12 protein-coding genes are annotated in these 14,718 nt (G+C 39.8%); 11 read left to right on the top strand and 1 reads right to left on the bottom strand.

Features of this window, described 5'->3' with window-relative positions:
- Window positions 1–221: 221 nt before the first annotated feature.
- A complete protein-coding gene (locus tag IGK72_RS12725; RefSeq protein WP_002354831.1) occupies window positions 222–767 on the bottom strand; it encodes a cysteine hydrolase family protein in 546 nt (181 codons plus the stop codon).
- A 165-nt stretch (window positions 768–932) separates the two neighbouring features.
- Between IGK72_RS12725 and IGK72_RS12720 the strand changes: the two genes are divergently transcribed.
- The 11 genes from IGK72_RS12720 to IGK72_RS12670 all read left to right on the top strand — a co-directional run bounded on the left by IGK72_RS12720 (window position 933) and on the right by IGK72_RS12670 (window position 14,711).
- The gene (locus tag IGK72_RS12720; RefSeq protein WP_002370135.1) at window positions 933–1,946 is read left to right on the top strand and encodes an alpha/beta hydrolase; all 1,014 of its coding nucleotides are present in this window, start codon (window positions 933–935) and stop codon (window positions 1,944–1,946) included.
- Window positions 1,947–2,312: 366 nt separating this feature from the next.
- Window positions 2,313–7,172, top strand: a complete 4,860-nt coding sequence (locus IGK72_RS12715; protein ID WP_070416064.1) for a hypothetical protein — start codon at window positions 2,313–2,315, stop codon at window positions 7,170–7,172.
- A 19-nt stretch (window positions 7,173–7,191) separates the two neighbouring features.
- Window positions 7,192–7,581: an LPXTG cell wall anchor domain-containing protein gene (locus IGK72_RS12710; RefSeq protein WP_002378834.1), complete on the top strand. Its 390-nt coding sequence runs from the start codon at window positions 7,192–7,194 to the stop codon at window positions 7,579–7,581.
- Entirely contained in the window at window positions 7,538–8,272 is a 735-nt protein-coding gene (locus IGK72_RS12705) for a WxL domain-containing protein (protein WP_002354838.1), read from the top strand. Before IGK72_RS12710 ends, IGK72_RS12705 begins: the two co-directional genes overlap by 44 nt.
- A 4-nt stretch (window positions 8,273–8,276) precedes the next feature.
- The gene (locus IGK72_RS12700; protein WP_002386238.1) at window positions 8,277–9,077 is read left to right on the top strand and encodes a WxL domain-containing protein; all 801 of its coding nucleotides are present in this window, start codon (window positions 8,277–8,279) and stop codon (window positions 9,075–9,077) included.
- On the top strand, window positions 9,078–9,836 hold the full coding sequence (locus IGK72_RS12695) for a WxL domain-containing protein (RefSeq protein WP_002383195.1): 759 nt from the start codon (window positions 9,078–9,080) through the stop codon (window positions 9,834–9,836).
- A gap of 105 nt (window positions 9,837–9,941) precedes the next feature.
- The gene (locus IGK72_RS12690) at window positions 9,942–11,024 is read left to right on the top strand and encodes a DUF916 and DUF3324 domain-containing protein (RefSeq protein WP_002380985.1); all 1,083 of its coding nucleotides are present in this window, start codon (window positions 9,942–9,944) and stop codon (window positions 11,022–11,024) included.
- 101 nt (window positions 11,025–11,125) lie between these two features.
- The gene (locus IGK72_RS12685) at window positions 11,126–11,611 is read left to right on the top strand and encodes a hypothetical protein (RefSeq protein ID WP_002380984.1); all 486 of its coding nucleotides are present in this window, start codon (window positions 11,126–11,128) and stop codon (window positions 11,609–11,611) included.
- Window positions 11,586–13,067: a helix-turn-helix domain-containing protein gene (locus tag IGK72_RS12680; RefSeq protein ID WP_002378832.1), complete on the top strand. Its 1,482-nt coding sequence runs from the start codon at window positions 11,586–11,588 to the stop codon at window positions 13,065–13,067. Before IGK72_RS12685 ends, IGK72_RS12680 begins: the two co-directional genes overlap by 26 nt.
- A 237-nt stretch (window positions 13,068–13,304) precedes the next feature.
- On the top strand, window positions 13,305–13,802 hold the full coding sequence (locus IGK72_RS12675) for an RNA polymerase sigma factor (protein ID WP_002354845.1): 498 nt from the start codon (window positions 13,305–13,307) through the stop codon (window positions 13,800–13,802).
- 24 nt (window positions 13,803–13,826) lie between these two features.
- The gene (locus IGK72_RS12670; RefSeq protein ID WP_368240809.1) at window positions 13,827–14,711 is read left to right on the top strand and encodes an RsiV family protein; all 885 of its coding nucleotides are present in this window, start codon (window positions 13,827–13,829) and stop codon (window positions 14,709–14,711) included.
- Window positions 14,712–14,718: the final 7 nt, after the last annotated feature.

Raw genomic sequence — 14,718 nt, 5'->3', positions numbered from 1 at the left:
AGGTTCTTCACTGATTCATCTCGTTCCTAATTTCCTTCACACGGGCTCGAAGCCCAAGAGGCCATGTTCGGTCATCCTTTCACTTACAACTATACGCTTAAAAGAGCAGTAGAGGGGAAATTCATCCGTCGATGAATTTCCCCTCTACTCTTAGTATGTTTGTGTTGTTTACACGATTTTTTGAGTATAGATAGGGCGCGTGGAAGGATTGACCAGTCTTTTTATAGAATGGTTGCTCCTAAAGTTTGTTTAAAGTGGCGTAACGCCCATTCGTGTCCTTGTTCATCAAAACTAGCAACGGCGCGTTCAGGAATCATTAATTGATAGCCTAAATTATAGGCATCGACAGCCGTATGCAACACGCAAATATCTGTACAAACACCAGTTAAACAAAGCTCTGTAATTCCTCGTTCTCGTAATCGAATGTCCAAATCTGTACCACTAAAAGCAGAATAGTGCCGTTTGTCCATCCAATAAACGCTTGCCTCATTTTTGTGAGCTTGATAAAAATCAGCTAGCGAGCCAAACAGATTACGCCCGTCAGTTCCTAAGACATTGTGGGGCGGGAAAAGTTTATTTTCAGGATGATAGCGATCTAGGGGGTCATGCCCATCAATGGCAAAAACCACAAAATCGCCATTGTCAAAATAGTGCTTTGTTTGTTGAACAAGGGCCGTTTCAATGGCTTGTCCAGCGGCACCAGTGGTTAGTTTTCCGTCTGTGGCGACAAAATCATTCGTATAATCAATGGAAATCAGAGCTTTCATTTGGCAACCTCCTAAAGGTTAAAGTCATTTTGTTCATTTTACAGCTTTTAAGAAAGCATTTCAAATGATAAAAGTACATCAAATTCTAAAAAAGCTGTTTCAAAATAAACGCTTTGGCTAAAAAACATGCTATAATTTTGCTACAAATTAAAGCAGGTGAATAGAGTGAAAAGAAAAATCGTACGTTTTATCCTTTGGTTGTTAGGAATCCTTGTGGTTATTTGCTTAGGCGTGTTTCTCGCCTTTCAATTATCTCCTAAGCCAGGCGCTTGGGTCATCAACCAGTTATTCGCAGGTGAAGTTGAAATAAAAGATTCAGCTTCCTATGATAAAGCATTGCCCAATGTCCAATTGCAAGAAAATCAAACATACCCTTCTTCAAGAAAAAAGAATACCTTTGATTTGTATTATCCCCAAACGTCAAAACAAGCGGTACCAGTCGTTTTATGGGTCCATGGTGGTGGCTATGTGGGAGGAGATAAGTCTGGGATGAAAGAGTTTGCGACACGTTTAGTGGCTGATTCCTCAGTTGCCTTTATTTCAATGAATTATGAATTAGCACCAGATGCACCTTATCCAAGCCAGCTCCAGCAGGTCAATGAACTTGTTCAATTTTTATTAGAAAAGAAACAAGCGTATCCCATGTTAGATTTATCTAAGCTTTTTATTGGCGGGGACAGTGCGGGTGCACAGATTGCTCTACAATATGCAACAGTTCAAACCAATGCCAACTATGCCAAAGAACTAGGGATGACTGCAGCGTTGCCGGCTAGCCATTTAAAAGGCACGCTCTCGTATTGTGGTCCGGTGGATTTGAAACAAATGGCCAACCAACAAAGTGATAATCGTTTTATGAAATTTTTCGTTAAAACAGTGGCTTGGTCCTTGCTCGGCACTAAAGACTGGCAGACGAGTGCAGAACTGCAAGAAGTGAGTTTAGTGGATAAAGTCACCAAAGAATTTCCCCCGACGTATCTAACAGATGGCAATAGTTTTTCATTCCAAGAGCAAGGACTAGCCTTGGTTCAGCGGTTAAAAACTTTAAATGTTCCAGTTTCAGCTCTCTTTTTCAAAGATAAGAAAGCAACGATCACCCATGAATATCAATTCGACTATCAAACAAAAGAAGCTAAACAATGTTACCAAGAAACAGTCCAGTTTGTGAATACGTATAAATAAACAGAGGCCTTAGAAATATTTCTAAGGCCTCTGTTTATTTATTTTTGTCATTTTTTTAGCTGGGAAATATGTATAAATTAAACAAAAATGTTTATTTAATGATGTTTACATGAGAAAAAATCCGTGCTATACTACGAACTCGTTTGTTAATTTTAATGTTAAAAACAACGTTTTTGTTATTTTTGTGAACAAATTAACATTTTTATCTTACAAAAACAGCAAAAAATTCGTTTAGTTAACAAAAAGAAAATTAAAAAATAAATTTTTTTTTTGAAATTAAGAAAATATCTTTAAAAAAATCAGAAGAAAACTTCGTATACTTGAGCCATAGGTTGGTTGTGGAAAGTTTACTTCGAGGGAGGAGTGATGAAGTTAATGAAAAAGAAAATCGCTGTTTTATTGGCAACTTGTTTACTTGTACAACCATTTTTATCTGTTTCAGCGTGGGCGATTGAAGGGGAGCAACAAACAGAACGTACGCAGACACAGCCAAAAACAGCAGAAACCAGTACAAGTGAAGCAACAAAAGAAAGCAGCGCACATTCTATAGAACAGTCATCAATGACGGAATCTAGTGCTATCACAGAAAAAGTAACCACCTCTTCCACAGAAACAAAACCAAGCGAAGAGCAGAAGCAAATCACGTTGACCTTTGAAACAACGGATCAAGCTTTGTTTCTAAATGATGCCAAAAGTTATCAAGTGGTAAAAGAAAAAAATCAGCTACTTCGGACAGAAGAATTACCAAAATGGGCGAATAGTGAGGAAAATGCGACTTTCGTTGGCTGGTCTTACCAAGGAAAAACATATACAAATGAAGAACTTCTTCAATTAGAGTTTTCAGAAGATACACAACTTACGGCTGTCTTTAAACAGAAACTGACACGCATGGCCAGAGCTGTTTCAATTGATCAGTCCATTGCGGACACAATTGCTCCTGCAGATAAAACAAAAGTGATTGTTGTGCCAAGTCCTGCAGGAGATGGAGCAGCGTACAAAGAATATGCATCGACAGAGGCTGGCTTGAAAGAAGCCTTGTTTGATTTGTATCAACAGGGGAACAATGGCGATTTCACTCTTTATATAGGAAACAATATTACGACGAGTGCGGCGACCACCGCTAAAGTGATTCCTGACACCGTTACGGCAAGTAATATGACCTTTTACGCCTTGCAAGGCAAGGTCAATCATTTAGTGATTACTGGAAACAGCGCGGATCCGATTAGTATGGATCAAACGGCGCCAACGGGTTCTAAGACGTTAGGATTTAATCAAAATATCTTTTTTGGCTCAAACATCACTTTGAGAAATCTAAACTATACAGGTACGAATATGTATTTAAATGGTTACAGTTTGAACTTGAATGGCGGTTCTAGTGGAAACGGTCTGACCGTATACGGTGGAACGGATACAGGAGATGTTTCAGGAAACCCAACTTTAACAGTAAATAGTACAGGTACAGGGACATGGAATTTCTATGGCGGAAACCAAAATGGTGGTAATTTAGCTGGAAATCCTACGATTGTTATTAACAATACACGGAGCGGACTAAATACATTAAGTGGGGGCGCCAATATTGGGACAGTGACTGGGAATACTTCATTGGTTGTCAATGATTCTGGTGGCAGAATTGCTTCAATTTATGGGGGCGGTTATGGGACCAACGCAACCAACACAGCGAATGTTACTGGTAACGTCTCAACAAAGGTTGCAATTACGAATGCTGCTACAGGTTTCCAATTAAGTACGTATTATGGCGGTGTTCAATACGGAAATATTGGTGGAAAAGTAACAAACGATATTTCTGGATATGGCCGTTGGTATACAGCGGGTCAACGTTTTATTGGTGGCTCTTCCCGTGGCGATATAGGAACGAATCGTGCGACTGATGGAATTACTACAAATTTAAATACACAGTTGTATAGTGCGGGTCGTGCAGATTTTGAAGGAGGCAACCAATATTCTGGAACGATCATCGGAGATATTACGAATGTGGTTACAGCAGGAACGAATTCCGCTGGTGGTATTAATGATTTTAACGGCGGTGCTGGTAACAATGTTTCGAAATTTAACAAGAGTCAAATTGGGGCCTCAAATGAAGCAACGTATGATGCTTATACACCACAACAAAGAGCAGAATTAGCCAAATCAGCAGCAGCTTTTAAAGTTTTTGGAAATATTTCTTCTAAATTAGTCAGCGGTTCGTTTAATAATGGTGCAATTTACTCAACTGCAGCTGGCCGCGGCGGCTATATTGAAGGAAATACAACAATTGAAGTGGGAACAGCGAATGGTGATGGGTCTTTAGGTGGCGATGGTATGGCTTATTCAGGCGCAAAACCGACGAGTTTAGATTATTCAACGACCGATAAAAGTCGTGGGTATAGTTCAGGTTGGGATATTGTTGGTGGCGGCGGCTATCCTGCTAGTAATGATACTTGGGATATCTATATAAAAGGAGATACTAAGACTGTTTTAAATAATACCATTGCTCGCTGGACATATGGTGGCTCTTTTTCAGGTGTCGTTGAAGGCAATACTTCTAACACATTGAATGGCGGGATTGCTGACACATTAGAAGGAACAGGCTATCAAGCAGCTCGAGTTTATGGAAACGGTCAAACAATCGTTAATAATGGTCAAGTCGATTGGTTTCTTTCAGGCGGTGGCTGGAATGATGCCAAAAATGTTGGGAATGTCGGTGTAACGGTTTATGAAGGAGTAATTAATGCTTCGATGGGCGCTTCTTATGGAGCAAGCGGTGGCCATACAATTACTGGTAATTCAGACAATCGCATCTACGGAGGAAATTTCTCAGGAACTCCTCGGACAGGCGCGAACGGTTTTTCAGGTGGGATTACCAATGCGGGCTCACTTCTTGGAAATGCCAAACTCTTAATTGATTTAAGAAATTACAACGGAGAGTTTAAGTTGCCTGGTAATACCTACATTACTGGTGGTCGGCCCTATGGTCAAAATACGACACTAGGAACGGATGAATCAAACACAATTACTTTAAATATTTTCACTAAAACAGGTGTGGAATCTCTAAATGGGGCCAGCATTTACGGTGATGGTGGAACCAATGCTGCGTATACCAAGAACGGCAAGATTACAATGAATATTCAAGCAGCGGGTTCTAGTATTGGAAATTTATATGCGACACAGTATTCCAATATCAGTGGCGGAAAAATCTTACGTGATGTTACCGCAAATGTTCAAGGTGCAGTTAGTATTAACGGTTTATCCGGTGGTTCATCAACAGATAATTTCACTAATGCAATTGTGAATGCTAGTTCAAATAAAGTGGCCTTTAACTTTGGGACTAACGTTGACGGCACCAATAACTATCAAACAGAACCACTAAATGCGACAGGCTTAGGCGTTGTCAACTTTACGGAATTAAATGTCACCAATGGCATTAAATTAATGGCTAATGGTGGGAACATCAAAAATGGCGTTTCTGCTACTGCCGCGAACCACAGTACGACTTACAATGAATTCGGATCAATTCATCTATCTAAAAACGCTGGAATTGGGATCACCAACACGGCCAATTTAATTTCAGCTAGCAAACTAACGGTTCAGGATCATGCAACATTAGAAACAATTCCTGGTACAGGTAAAGTAAACATTGCGGATTTTGAAGCTGTCGATCCAACAAAAGATGAACTTTTATGGATTAAACCAACGACAGATACAACTGCTTTGGTGGATAGCACAGGGACTTGGTTTGGAAATGTCAAAGCCTATCAGGTCTTGACGATTAATCCAACGGTCAATAATGCTACAAAACTTACGCCAACAACGTTTCATGGGATTGAAAAAGCGACTGGAAAAACATTTATTGGCGATAACGATGTGACCAAGGGCGCCAATGGCTATGGGATAGCAATTCCTGGCTCCATCATCGATTACGAAGTGGAAACGCCTGGAATTGTGGCAGGTGCAGGTACTATTTCTCATGATGTAAAAGAGGTCAAAGCCGGCAATGCGCCATTAACCTTACAAGCGTGGGGCACCGAAGTAGCTGGACAAAAAGTTCAAAAAGGACGTTTGATGATTCCGACCTCAAGTGCTTTAACACCAACCCTAAGCTTCCTTCCTGACGAAGTAACAGGTTCTTGGTTGCACCAAGGAACGGTTAAGTCTAGTGAAGTTGGGAGCGCGATAGAGCAAATTCCAGAGCAAAAAGATACCACCCCGCTTTCATGGAAAGCGACGAATATGAACTACAGTTATCAGGTGAAAGTTCAATTTTCAAATAAAGTGGAACTTTCGGGGCAATCGGTGATTGTCACAGAAGATGAGGCAGCGCAACTAACAACTGTTGATAAGGTAGTGGAAATGCTTGGCGCAAAAGGTCGGCCGTTTTTCAAGACCTCATTAAAAGAGACGGATTTACCACAAATTCAAGCGCCGTTAGCAGAAAAAACTGTATCGCGGACACATGATATTCAATTAGAAGCAGGGACGTCAGGAGATAATTTGCAAAACAAAACGGTTCATTTAGTTGTTGTGAAAAATGAAAGTGTCCTTGCCAAAGATCGTTCGTTTGCCTTGTATGCGACAAGTGCGCATTTGAAATTAAAAGAAGCAAATGGCTTAACGAATTCAGACGAGTTGGCACAATGGACACAAGCAACGGTGATTTTCGCAGATGGTCGGGCCAATCAAACACCAAGTCTTGATGCCGCAACCTTCCAAGCCATTCAGCAAGCGAAACCAGAAGAATTAGCCAAAACGGTGCCAGCCAATTATCAATTTACAGAAGTTGGTGAAACGTTAAATAAAAAAGTCAATGTGTCTATTTCAGGTGAATTAACGTTAGAAAAAGTACCTAAAACAATTGATTTTGGCAAACAAAAAATTTCTGCCAAGCCAGAAGTTTACTGGCCAACTCTTTCAGATGATTTAGTCGTTCAAGACACACGTGGGACAGAAAGTACGCCTTGGAAACTGAATGTTCAGGTAACGAATCCCTTAACGAACGGCACAGATCAATTGGAAGATTTGTCATTGGTTACAGACAAAGGAGAATTTTTACTCAATAAAGGAGATACGGTTGTTACAGAAAATGAAGGCTCCGGTTCAGGTAGTTATACAATTAACCAAGGTTGGGGTGCGGCAAACCAACGGGGACTTAAACTATCTGTGCCAGTCGAGAAACAAAAAGTTGGCGAATTCAAAGGGACATTGTCATGGTCATTAGTCATGGCACCATAACAAGGAGGAGAGAAGTGAGATGAAAAAATACCTTTTGCTTAGTTGTTTTTTAGGTCTTTTCAGCTTCTGTCATTCAGACACTGCGTTTGGGGAAGCAGCTTATGAAAATAGTGGTGTTGTCTCCTTTTATGGAACGTATGAATATCCCACAGAAGAGTCGACAACAGCGACTAGTAATTCTTCCACAACGACCGAACCCACCAAGCCAGCTGACGGAGGCGCTTCATCCGTCCTTTCTTCTGGCGTATATGGATCGCGACAAGGAAGATTACCAGCGACAGGTACCACCAATCAAGAACCATTTATTTATTTGGGAATCAGCCTTATCACTATAGGCATATTATTTATTAAAAGGAGAAGAGAAGATGAAAAAAACAGTATTAGCAGTAGTAGGGATTGTAGGATTTAGCGGTGTCCTAGCGACACAACAAGCATTTGCGGAAGACATTAACGTGAACTATACAAGTAATGGCGCCATTACATTTGAACCAGATACAGATCCAACGAAGCCAGTTAACCCAACCAATCCAGATGAAAAAGTTGAACCAGAAGATCCAACTGACCCAACTGGACCAAAACCAGGGACTGCAGGCCCCTTATCAATTGACTATGCTTCAAGCTTTCAATTTGGCGCCCAAAAAATCACTTCCGATACGAAAGATTATTACGCACAAATTCAAACATTTAAAGATGGAACAACAGGTCCCAACTATGTTCAGGTAACGGATAAACGTGGGACACAAGAAGGCTGGACGTTAAGCGCTGTACAAAATGCGCAATTCAAAACAGCCCAAAATGAAGAATTAGTGGGGGCCGCTTTATCGATTGCCAATGCAGGTGTGACATCGATTGTTGATGCCGCATACGCGCCAACACCAACAGCAGCACATACCTTTGTTCCTGGAACAGAAGTAGAATTAGTCAAAGCAGAAGATGGCAAAGGAATGGGGACTTGGGTCTATCGTTTTGGGAAAGATGCGACAGAAGGTGCTACTGCCGTGAAATTAAATGTCCCAGGTAAAGCGATTAAATTAGCAAAAGAATATCGTACGACCTTAACATGGACATTGAAATCTGTACCAACGAATGTTGGAGGCTAAGTAAATGAAAAAAACAGTCGTCTACTCCTTGTTATTCGGAACAATGTTGCTTGGCGCCACTGTTCCTGCTGAAGCGGCGACGGTCGTTTTTGATAGCGAACAGTCGATTGTTTTTACCCCAAGCACAGATGGGACGGATCCAGTAAATCCAGAAAATCCCGATCCAGAAAAACCAGTTCGACCAGTCGATCCAACGAATCCTGATGGACCTAATCCAGGTACCCCTGGTCCACTTTCCATCGATTATGCCTCAAGTTTGGATTTTGGGAGTAATGAGATATCGAATAAGGATCAAACGTATTTTGCCAGAGCGCAAACCTATAGAAATCCAGATGGTTCAGCAAGTGAATTAGCAACTGCTAATTATGTACAAGTAAGTGATTTACGGGGAACCAATGCTGGCTGGGTTTTAAAAGTGAAACAAAATGGTCAATTTCGTAATGCAGAAACATTACACAAAGAATTAACAGGCGCCACCGTTGCCTTTACTGAGCCCAGTGTGCGCTCAAATGCGACGGACGTATTGCCGCCAACTGCTACCGCAAACATTCAATTAGATGCTGCGGGCGCAGAAACTGTTGTCATGCAAGCCCCAGAAAAGACCGGCGCCGGAACGTGGATCACGCTGTGGGGGCAAGCAGAAAAAGTGACCGAAAAAAATCAACAAGGACAGCAAGTAAATGCCACAATCACACGGGCAATCTCACTAACTGTTCCCGGGAAAACCCCTAAGGATGCAGTACAATATAAAACAACTTTGACTTGGCTACTTTCAGATGTACCAGTAAATAATGGAGGGAAATAAATGAAAAAGACAAAAGTAATGACATTGATGGCAACCACAACTTTAGGCGCACTGGCACTTGTACCAATGAGTGCATTAGCAGTCGACGGTGGTGAATACCAAACAAACGGAGCGATTCAATTTGCACCAAATACGAACCCAACGAATCCAGTTGATCCGACGAATCCAGATCCGGATAAACCAATTACGCCAGTTGATCCAACTGATCCGACAGGGCCTAAGCCAGGGACAGCAGGTCCGTTATCCATTGACTATGCATCTAGCTTATCTTTTGGGGAACAAACGATTACCTCAAAAAATATGACCTACTATGCAGAAACACAAAAATACAAAGATAACGCTGGTGCCGACCAAGAAGGCCCAAACTTTGTTCAAGTCTCAGATAATCGTGGGACTGAAACAGGTTGGACGTTAAAAGTAAAACAAAATGGTCAATTCAAAACTGAAGCCAACCAAGAACTAACAGCGGCCAAAGTAACTTTAAGCAACGGACGCGTGGTTTCAGCTTCACAATCTGCAAAACCAACGACAGCGCCAGCTACGATTGAATTAAACCCAACTGGGGCTGAATCAGTGGTCATGGCTGCTGGCGATAAAGAAGGTGCGGGTACGTACTTAATGAGCTGGGGCGATAGTGTAGATGCCGCTAAAACAAGTATTTCATTAGAAGTACCTGGTTCAACCACAAAATATGCGAAAAAGTACACGACAACTTTTACTTGGACTTTGACAGATACACCTGCTAACACAGGAAACTAAGAACGACAGCATACACGCAAGATCGGGATATAAGTCAAAAATTTTTGGCTTATCTTTCGGTCTTTTGGTGCTTATAATACAACAAAGAATGACAGACATAGGAGAATGAATATGAACAGATGGAAAGTATATGCAACGGTAATCGCTTGTATGTTATTTGGCTGGATTGGCGTGGAGGCGCACGCTTCTGAATTTAATTTTGCGGTCACACCAACAATTCCCGAAAATCAAGTGGACAAATCAAAAACCTACTTTGACTTAAAAATGGCGCCTGGTGCCAAACAAACCGTAGAAATTCAGTTACGCAATGATACAGATGAAGACATTACCATTGAAAATACGGTGAACTCAGCGACAACAAATTTAAATGGCGTAGTAGAATATGGCCAAAACGGGATCAAACCTGACAAAACTTTACGCTTTAACTTAAAAGATTATGTGGAAACACCGAAAGAAATCATCTTGCCGAAGCATTCCCAAAAGACCTTACCTTTAACCATCACGATGCCTAAAGATTCTTTTGATGGCGTGATGGCTGGCGGCATAACACTCAAAGAGAAAAAGAAAGAAACCACGACTTCTGCGGATCAATCAAAAGGGTTAGCTATTAATAATGAATACTCCTATGTTGTGGCTATTATTCTTCAGCAAAATGAGACAAAGGTTCAACCAGATTTAAAATTACTGGGGGTTAAACCAGGCCAAGTCAACGCGCGAAACGTCATCAATGTTTCTTTACAAAACCCACAAGCGGCCTACTTAAACCAATTACATTTAATCAATACTGTTTCAAAAGGAGGCGAAACGCTTTACCAATCCGATACTGAGGATATGCAGGTGGCGCCAAACTCTAACTTTAGTTACCCAATTTCTTTAAAAGGGGAACGATTAACGCCAGGGAAATATGTCTTGAAATCAACGGCCTATGGTGTAAAAGATGAAAAGGGCACCTATCAAGTCAAAGGCGCCAATGGTGAAGAACGGTACCTGTACAAATGGGAATTTACAAAAGAATTTACTATTTCTGGGGACGTTGCTAAAGAATTAAATGAAAAAGACGTAACCATTAAAGGAACCAATTGGTGGTTGTATCTACTGATTGCATTAATCATTCTAGCGCTGCTCTTATTGATTTTCTTCTTGTATCGTAAAAAGAAAAAAGAGGAAGAACAACAATCTGAGCAATAAAAAGGGCTATCTATTGACAAAAAGGGTTTTCCTTGTAAAAGTAAAGGTACTTTTACAAGGAATTGCTTCCCATAAAGTAGAGGTAGAGAGAGTGAGAAGCCATGAGAAAAAAGTATCTTTTTTTATTTAGTTCTTTGCTAATTTTTACGGCTGTCGAAATAGAACCAATTCAAACATTGGCGACACCTATTTATAATCCCTTAGAACCAACGGAAGAAATTCAACCAAAACCAGAATCAATCACCCCTCAGGAAAAGTCAGAACCGGAACAACCTGCGCCGATCCCTCCGGAAGATCAAAAAACTACGGTTCCTTCTGAAGAAAAAAAGCCTTCACCCAAGAAAAAAGACAAACCTGTGGAGAAACCGGCAATGTCAAAAGAAAAAAAGAAACAAACAAAAGAAACAACGGCTCATCCCTTACAAGTGAATAAAGATTTTGTCTTTCCTAACGGACTTGGTGCAGGCGGCGATGAAGAATCTGAAAGCTATTTAGCAGCGGTTGGGTACTTTCTTTCAGGAAATGGATTGTATGGGAAAAAAATGGATGTGAGAGAAGTCTATGATATTGATGATGTTTTTAAATAAAGTGGATAAAAGAAAAATCGCCTTATTTCAGTTACTGGAAAATGCACCGATGTTAACAGAGTCAAAAGAAACCGTAATGCAGGAGTTAGAATTATCTGAATTTATCGTGAACAAAACGGTCGCTGAATTAAATGCCGATTTTATTGAATTTGGTTTATCAGAGGATTTTCAAATTGTGAGCGATGGTATTTTCTTAACGCTTAATGAATCAGGAACGGAAACTTCCGCTACTTTGATTGATTGCTATATTAAAGAGTCGTTACGTTTTGCTATGTTTCAAGATTTCTTTTTTCAGCGTTTTGATTCTGTGAATGAGTTTGCTTTAGAACACTTTGTTAGTCACACATTGGCTTATAAGGAGTTCAAGGAATTAAAGAAAATGCTGGAAAATTATCAAATTACAATTAATAAAGAATTTCACTTGGTGGGAAATGAAACCAATTTACGCGAAGTAACAACACTGGTTTTTTTACAATTATACCAACGTGATTTTTCATTGTACGGTAAAAAAGTTTTAGAGCAGATTCGGAACTTTGAGCTATTTTTTTCTGAGAAGGTTCATCTTAATCAGCGTGCGGGCTATGCACAAGCTAAATGTTTTCATTTTTTGGCGGTTTCTTTAGTACGAACGCAGCAACAGTTTTATGTAGAGAAAAAAGTAGATTCGCAAGTGTTAAAACAATTAGCCGGTGACAATCAGCAGAATGTTTTCAATTGGTTAGAGAGTCTTCAAATCCCAGAACCACAACGAACAAACGAAGGCAATTATTTACTCTTATTTTTAATTGCTGAAGAGTGGCTTCAAGTAGCTTCAGCAGCACTTTGCCAAAGATTTGCAGAAATTCAACAATTGAATCGTGACTTGTTAAGCTATTTAAAAATACAATTTCAGCTTTCCGAGGAAGTCCTGCAAGGTTTTGAACAAAAAGTAACAATCGTACATTTTAAATTGTTCCATTTTCCAATAGAAGCAAACTATAGTTATCGCAAAATGGATATAACCTACTTTGCAGAAACGTATACAGAGTATTTTTCTGCTAGTCGACAATTTATTCAAGAACAAAAAACGAATCCCGCTGTTTGGGATGCCAGACAGTTTTTATTTTATCGGTATCTGTTGTTAATGGTGGATGCGTTACCATTGAAAAAAGTTTTGGCTCCGATTACATTGTGTGTCGACTTTTCCTTTGGTGAAGCCTATAATCGTATGATACAAAAAAATATTGAAAAAATTACGGAATGGAATATCATTTTCAAAGCACATGTAGATGAAAGTGTACAATTAATTTTATCGGATATTCATTTTGTCGATTGGCCTGAGATTACTCAAATTATTTGGCTAGCGCCACCACGTCCTGTTGATTGGTCGCATTTTATTAAAACGCTGAGTGCACTAAGACCGCACTCGGGAGAAGAAAACAAGGTCGGGACAGCACCGCTTAGCTCCGAGAAATAAGAAGAAATTTCCGGAAATTGTTCTTTAATTTTTGGATAATTTCGGCTTATTTCCGAAGGAGCTGGTTCTGTTCCCGCCGTTTATCAGATTTTGAGCGTGGAGCAAAAATCCAAAGTGATTTTTGTACCACGCTTTTTCTTTTAGAATATAAAAATTAAAAATAATAAAAAAAGTTGAAACTTTTTATGCTTGTGATTCGTCTATATAAGTGTACAGGAAAGGAGGTTCCAGAAATCGATGGTTTTCGATGGTTGGAAAAGAAAAAAACAAATTCGCGCGTTAGAAACGCTTGTGGATACCAAATATGAAAAAATGTATCGCATTGCCTTTAACTATACACATTCGAAAGAAGATGCCTTGGATGTGATTCAAGAAAGCTTTGAAAAGGCACTGAAGGCCATCCAAAAAGGACCCGATATTAAGGATTTTGAAGCGTGGTTCTTTCGAATTCTGCTTTCTGTAGCGACAGATTATTGGCGTAAAAAGAAACGAGAAGCTGTTCATATTGAAAAAGATGAACATGTGTTAGCCCTTTTAAATAATCCCCAACGCAGTTTTTTAGAAATTGAAGAAATTATTAATCAATTAGATAGTCCCAATCGTGAAATTATTCTATTAAAATTTTTTGAAGGATTTACGCTAAAAGAAATCGCCTTGATCCTGGATATTAACGAAAATACGATTAAAACGAAGATGTACCGCAGTTTGAATGAACTCCGAAGTCTATTGAATTAGTAAAAGAAAGGAAGCGAAAAAATAATGGAAGATTTTGTAAAAAGTGTTGTTAAAAACTTTTCAAAAGAATACCGCCAGCAACCGTTGCCAACGGATCTACAAGCGGAAGTCAAAGCGCGTTTTCATAAAGAGAAAAAGCGGTACACCTGGCTTCGTTTTAGAAACCGCTCACTGCAAAGTAGTTTAGTGGTGGCTTGTGGCTTTGTCTTATCAGTCAATTTGTTTCCAGGTTTTAGTGAAGCAGCCCGCAACATTCCTGTGTTAGATAAAATTGTTCAATTAGTCACCATCAAAACGTTGACAGCGAAAAAACAGGAAAGTGAAGTAAACATCGATGTCCCTAAAATCCAAACATCCCAAGAATCTTCAGTAGCCGACACGCTCAACAAAAAATACTTGAAAGAAGCCCAAACAGAATTTCAACAAGTCAAAGGGCAATTGTTTGATGGTTCTCGTGTTTCAGTCACTGGAGATTATGAAAAAGTCGTGGACGACCGTCGCTTCCTAGTGGTCAAACGAACCTTCACAGAAATTAAAGGCAGCTCTGTGACGACAACGAAATATGACACCATCGACAAACGAGCCAATGTTGTCGTTTCACTCCCCTTAATTTTTAAAAATGATTTTTACATTGATGTCATTAGTAGTGAAATTAAACAACAAATAGCAGACCAAATGAAGAACGATAGCAATAAAATATACTGGTCCGAAAAAGAGGATGCCCCCAGTGATGTTCAACCCTTCAAAAAAATTAAAAAGGACCAACCTTTCTATATCAATGAAAAACACCAATTAGTGATTGTGTTTCCTCAAGGAGAAATTGCGCCTTACTATATGGGCACCCCTGAATTTGTGATCCCTAATCAAGTCATTGAGAATGAATTGGCAGCGCCTAATTATTTAAAATAAACTCAGT

It is taken from the genome of Enterococcus sp. DIV0183, assembly GCF_050541505.1.
Taxonomy (GTDB): domain Bacteria; phylum Bacillota; class Bacilli; order Lactobacillales; family Enterococcaceae; genus Enterococcus; species Enterococcus faecalis.
This window is presented reverse-complemented; position numbering and strand designations above follow the sequence as displayed.

Bases quoted from the DNA above. Each gene is read 5' to 3' on its own strand.
- IGK72_RS12725 (WP_002354831.1), bottom strand. From the start codon at position 767: ATGAAAGCTCTGATTTCCATTGATTATACGAATGATTTTGTCGCCACA.
- IGK72_RS12675 (WP_002354845.1), top strand. From the start codon at position 13,305: ATGGTTTTCGATGGTTGGAAAAGAAAAAAACAAATTCGCGCGTTAGAA.
- IGK72_RS12695 (WP_002383195.1), top strand. From the start codon at position 9,078: ATGAAAAAGACAAAAGTAATGACATTGATGGCAACCACAACTTTAGGC.
- IGK72_RS12680 (WP_002378832.1), top strand. From the start codon at position 11,586: ATGATATTGATGATGTTTTTAAATAAAGTGGATAAAAGAAAAATCGCC.
- IGK72_RS12690 (WP_002380985.1), top strand. From the start codon at position 9,942: ATGAATATGAACAGATGGAAAGTATATGCAACGGTAATCGCTTGTATG.
- IGK72_RS12685 (WP_002380984.1), top strand. From the start codon at position 11,126: ATGAGAAAAAAGTATCTTTTTTTATTTAGTTCTTTGCTAATTTTTACG.
- IGK72_RS12710 (WP_002378834.1), top strand. From the start codon at position 7,192: ATGAAAAAATACCTTTTGCTTAGTTGTTTTTTAGGTCTTTTCAGCTTC.
- IGK72_RS12715 (WP_070416064.1), top strand. From the start codon at position 2,313: ATGAAGTTAATGAAAAAGAAAATCGCTGTTTTATTGGCAACTTGTTTA.
- IGK72_RS12670 (WP_368240809.1), top strand. From the start codon at position 13,827: ATGGAAGATTTTGTAAAAAGTGTTGTTAAAAACTTTTCAAAAGAATAC.
- IGK72_RS12705 (WP_002354838.1), top strand. From the start codon at position 7,538: ATGAAAAAAACAGTATTAGCAGTAGTAGGGATTGTAGGATTTAGCGGT.
- IGK72_RS12700 (WP_002386238.1), top strand. From the start codon at position 8,277: ATGAAAAAAACAGTCGTCTACTCCTTGTTATTCGGAACAATGTTGCTT.